This window comes from Nocardia sp. NPDC004722 (genome assembly GCF_053601505.1).
Genome location: NZ_JBSGBY010000716.1, coordinates 1 through 3940 on the forward strand (window position 1 = coordinate 1; position 3940 = coordinate 3940).

Sequence of the window (3940 nt, forward strand, 5' to 3'; positions counted from 1 at the left end):
AGGCCGATGACTGAACTGGATGCCGAGGACAACAAGCTGCTGGTCCTCGCCCGTGGCGCCATGGGCCGCACGGGTGGCAGCGGCGGCGCGGCCGTGCGCGACACCGACGGGCGCACCTACGCGGCCGGGACGGTCGAGTTGACGGCGCTGCGGCTGACCGCGTTGCAGGCCGCCGTCGCGGCCGGGATCTCCAGCGGGATCGAAGGTTTCGAGGCGGCCGTGGTGGTCGCGGGCAAGCTGTCCGATCCCGGTGTTTCGGCGGTGCGCGAGGTATCGCCTTCCGCGCGAGTCATTTTCACCGATGCCAAGGGCTCGGTGTTCGAGGTGCTGGAGGCCGACGCCGATTACGGCGTCGAGAATCCCATCTCGGCGCTGCGGCCCGAGGCGGGCAATGCGGCGGGCGAGCGGGATGTCCCGTCGGCGCTGGATCTGGATACGGAATCGGAGGTGTTCGAGTGAGCGGCCAGGACAATCAGGGTGCGGAGGTCGAATTCCGTTCCGGCTTCGTATGTTTCGTGGGGCGGCCGAACACCGGCAAGTCCACGCTGACCAATGCCATGGTGGGGCAGAAGATCGCCATCACCTCCTCGCGTCCGCAGACCACCCGGCACACCATTCGCGGCATCGTGCATCGTGAGCACGCGCAGCTGATCCTGGTGGACACCCCCGGTCTGCACCGCCCGCGCACGCTGCTCGGCCAGCGGCTCAACGACCTGGTGCGCGATACGTATTCGGAAGTCGACGTCATCGCGGTCTGCATTCCGGCCGACGAGAAGATCGGTCCCGGCGACCGCTGGATCGTCGAGCAGATCAAGACCATGGCCCCGAAGACGACCCTGCTCGGCGTGGTCACCAAGATCGACAAGGTGAGCCGCGACCAGGTCGCCCACCAGCTCATGGCGGTCTCCGCGCTGCTCGGCCCCGAGGCCGAGGTGGTCCCGGTGTCCGCGGTCAAGGGCGAGCAGGTCGAGGTGCTCATCGACGTCATCGCCTCCCAGATGCCCGAGGGCCCCGCCTTCTACCCCGACGGCGAGCTCACCGACGAGCCCGAGGAAGTCCTCATGGCCGAGCTCATCCGCGAGGCGGCCCTCGAAGGTGTCCGCGACGAGCTCCCGCACTCCCTGGCCGTGGTGATCGAGGAAGTCCTCGAACGCGAGGAGAACGACGACACCGAAACCGAGGGCAGCCGCTCCCACGAGGGCATGCTAGACGTCCACGCCCTCCTCTACGTCGAACGCCCCAGCCAAAAGGCCATCATCATCGGCAAGGGCGGCGCCCGCCTGAAAGAGGTAGGCACCAACGCCCGCAAACAAATCGAACACATCCTCGGCGTCCGCATCTACCTCCACCTCCACGTAAAGGTAGCCAAGGACTGGCAACGCGACCCGAAGCAACTAGGCAAGCTCGGCTTCTAACCGACCTAGCCGCCGAGTGGCGCATCCTGGAGGGGGAATCGGACAAACCTCCTCCAGGATGTGCCACTCGGTGTTTCACCACCAGGTGGTGGGGCGGGCCTTCTGCCACTGGAGTTCGGATTCCAGTTGGGCGGCGACCGAGACCAGGAGGGGTTCGGAGTTGGCGGGGCCCATCAGTTGGGAGCCGACGGGGAGGCCGGTGGCGGTGAAGCCGGAGGGGATGTTGACGGCGGGCCAGCCCAGGACGTTCCAGGGCCAGGTGTACGGGCACGCGGCGGTGATGAGTTCGTCGGTGGCCCAGTTGCCGATGCCGTCGATTTCGGTGACGCCCGGGGGCGGGGTGGCGGTGGTGGGGGCCAGAACCAGGTCGAAGTCGTTGAAGATGCGGCCGATTCGATTGCGCAGCAGGGGTTCTGCCTGGCGGGCGGCGAACAGCAGCGGGGAGAGCAGGCGGCCGACGGCGGCGTTGTGGGTGGTGCGGGGGTCGACCTGCGCGCCGGGGAGACGCTTCAGGGCCTGATCGACGCCGGTCAGTGAACGGGGGAGGAAGCTCGCGCCCGCCAGGACGCCGTAGTGCACATCCGCGATGGTGACCTCGTGGCCGAGGCGGCGCAGGGTGCTCGCGGTGGCGTGGACGCGGGCCTCGACCTCGCGATCCAGTGCGGTCCTGGTGGCGGTGAACGGGATTCGCAGCGACAGGGCGATGCGCAGGCGGCCCGGATCGCGGCCGACCGCGTCGGAGACGCGGACGGCGGGCGGGGTGTGCAGGTCGCCGGGATGCGGTCCGGCGGCGGCGTCCAGCAGCAGGGCGGCGTCGGCGACGGTGCGGGCGAGCGGGCCGTTCACGGTGAGCCCGTAGAAGGCTTCCGGCAGCGGCCAAGTGGAGATGCGCCCGCGCTGCGGTTTGATGCCGACGAGGTTGTTCCACGCGGCGGGGATGCGCACCGAGCCCGCACCGTCGGAACCCAGTGCGGCGGGCACCAATCCGGCCGCCACCGCCGCCCCGGAACCACCGGACGAGCCGCCCGGGGTGTGCTCGGCGCTCCACGGATTGCGAGTGTGCCCGAAGGCATCCGCGCTGGTGAACGGCAACTGCCCCAGCTCACAGGTATTGGTCTTGCCGACGATCACCGCCCCGGCCGCGCGCAACCGCCGAACCGATTCCGCGTCTTCGGTTTTCGCGGGGAAGTCGCCGCCACAACCGAAAGCCGTGGGCGTCCCGGCGAGATCGGTGTCGTCCTTGATGGCCAGCGGCACACCGAGTAGTGGATCCCGTTGCCCGGCAGCGAGTTTGCGATCGGCCTCGGCGGCTTCGGCCAGCGCCTCCGCCCGTCGCACGATCCGGAACGCATTGAGCCCCTGCTGACTGGCCTCGATCCGATCCAGCACGGCCGTCGTCACCTCCACCGAGGTGACTTCACCATCCGCCAATGCCTTTGCGAGCTCGACCAACCCGAGTTCGCCGACCGACGCCATCGTCATGTGAATCCCGTCTCTTTCGTACCCGTGGGTAACCTAGCGCGATTCTGGTCACACGTCCAACGTCGGACGGCGTGATCGGCCGGGCAGTGGCCGATCACGCCTCATCGGCGGCGCGGGCAGGGCGCGGCCGATGTGTCAGACGATCCGGCCCGCCTCCGGGGCCGGATCTCGGTGCACGACTGATCAACCGCGTCGGCAGCGGACCACGCGCGCCGGATGGCGTCGCGACGGGTGTGCGTGGCGTGTCACCGGTGGCACCTGCACATCGGTGTGGTGTTCGCCGGTGCGTGGTTGGTCGGGGTGCAGGTGCAGGCGGCTTCGACGCGGCGGGCGAGGTGCGGAGAACGCAGGGTGCGGGGTGCGGAGGTGGCTGCCGCCCATCGTGAGCTGGCGGCGGGAGTGCGGCGTGGCATGTTGTCCTCCGGTGGGCCGTGTGGGCTGGGTCCGGCTGTCGGGGTGAGCATCGAACGCGCGGCCAATCGCGGACCAACGAAGTTCTAATCGCACACGCCCGGTGACTCGGCGTCGCGTGGTCGGTCGCGCGTGCAAGACTGTTGCGGTGCGGTTGTATCGGGATCATGCGGTGGTGTTGCGCCAGCACAAGCTGGGCGAGGCGGACCGCATTGTCACGTTGCTGACCCGGCAGCACGGTTTGGTGCGTGCGGTCGCGAAGGGGGTGCGGCGGACCCGCTCCAAGTTCGGGGCGCGGCTGGAACCGTTCGCCTATGTGGATGTGCAGCTGCATCCCGGCCGCAATCTCGACACCGTTACCCAGGTGCACACGGTCGAGACCTTCGCCGCCGACATCGTCGCCGACTATGGGCGCTACACCACCGCCTGCGCGGTCCTCGAAACCGCTGAACGCCTGGCGGGCGAGGAGGGCGCGCCCGCGCCCGGCCTGCACACCCTCACCGCGGGCGCGTTGCGCGCCATCGCGCTGGCCCGGCAACCCCACGAACTGATCCTCGACGCATTCCTGTTGCGCGCCATGGGTTTCGCGGGCTGGGCACCGGCCCTCGCCGACTGTGCCCGCTGCGCCACCC

The 3940-nt window shown here is 69.3% G+C and carries 3 protein-coding genes and 1 pseudogene; 3 read left to right on the forward strand and 1 reads right to left on the reverse strand.

Going from position 1 to position 3940, the window contains the following annotated elements; translation table 11 throughout:
* Nucleotides 1–6: 6 nt before the first annotated feature.
* Together ACWELQ_RS40460 and era are read left to right on the forward strand one after the other, a co-directional pair.
* A pseudogene (locus ACWELQ_RS40460) lies at nt 7–324 on the forward strand (cytidine deaminase); the annotation flags it as partial.
* Nucleotides 325–455: 131 nt separating this feature from the next.
* A complete protein-coding gene (gene era / locus ACWELQ_RS40465; RefSeq protein WP_452402287.1) occupies nt 456–1415 on the forward strand; it encodes a GTPase Era in 960 nt (319 codons plus the stop codon).
* A 75-nt stretch (nt 1416–1490) separates the two neighbouring features.
* Here era and ACWELQ_RS40470 read toward each other — a convergent pair whose 3' ends face one another.
* The gene (locus ACWELQ_RS40470) at nt 1491–2897 is read right to left on the reverse strand and encodes an amidase (protein ID WP_452402288.1); all 1407 of its coding nucleotides are present in this window, start codon (nt 2895–2897) and stop codon (nt 1491–1493) included.
* A 559-nt stretch (nt 2898–3456) separates the two neighbouring features.
* On the opposite strand from ACWELQ_RS40470, the gene recO reads away from it, so the two are divergent.
* Nucleotides 3457–3940 (forward strand): DNA repair protein RecO (gene recO / locus ACWELQ_RS40475; protein ID WP_452402289.1); only part of this gene is annotated, 484 nt, incomplete at its 3' end.

What these genes read in the sequence shown, in the direction of transcription:
- ACWELQ_RS40470 (WP_452402288.1), bottom strand. Translation starts at nt 2,897, where the DNA reads ATGACGATGGCGTCGGTCGGCGAACTCGGGTTGGTCGAGCTCGCAAAG.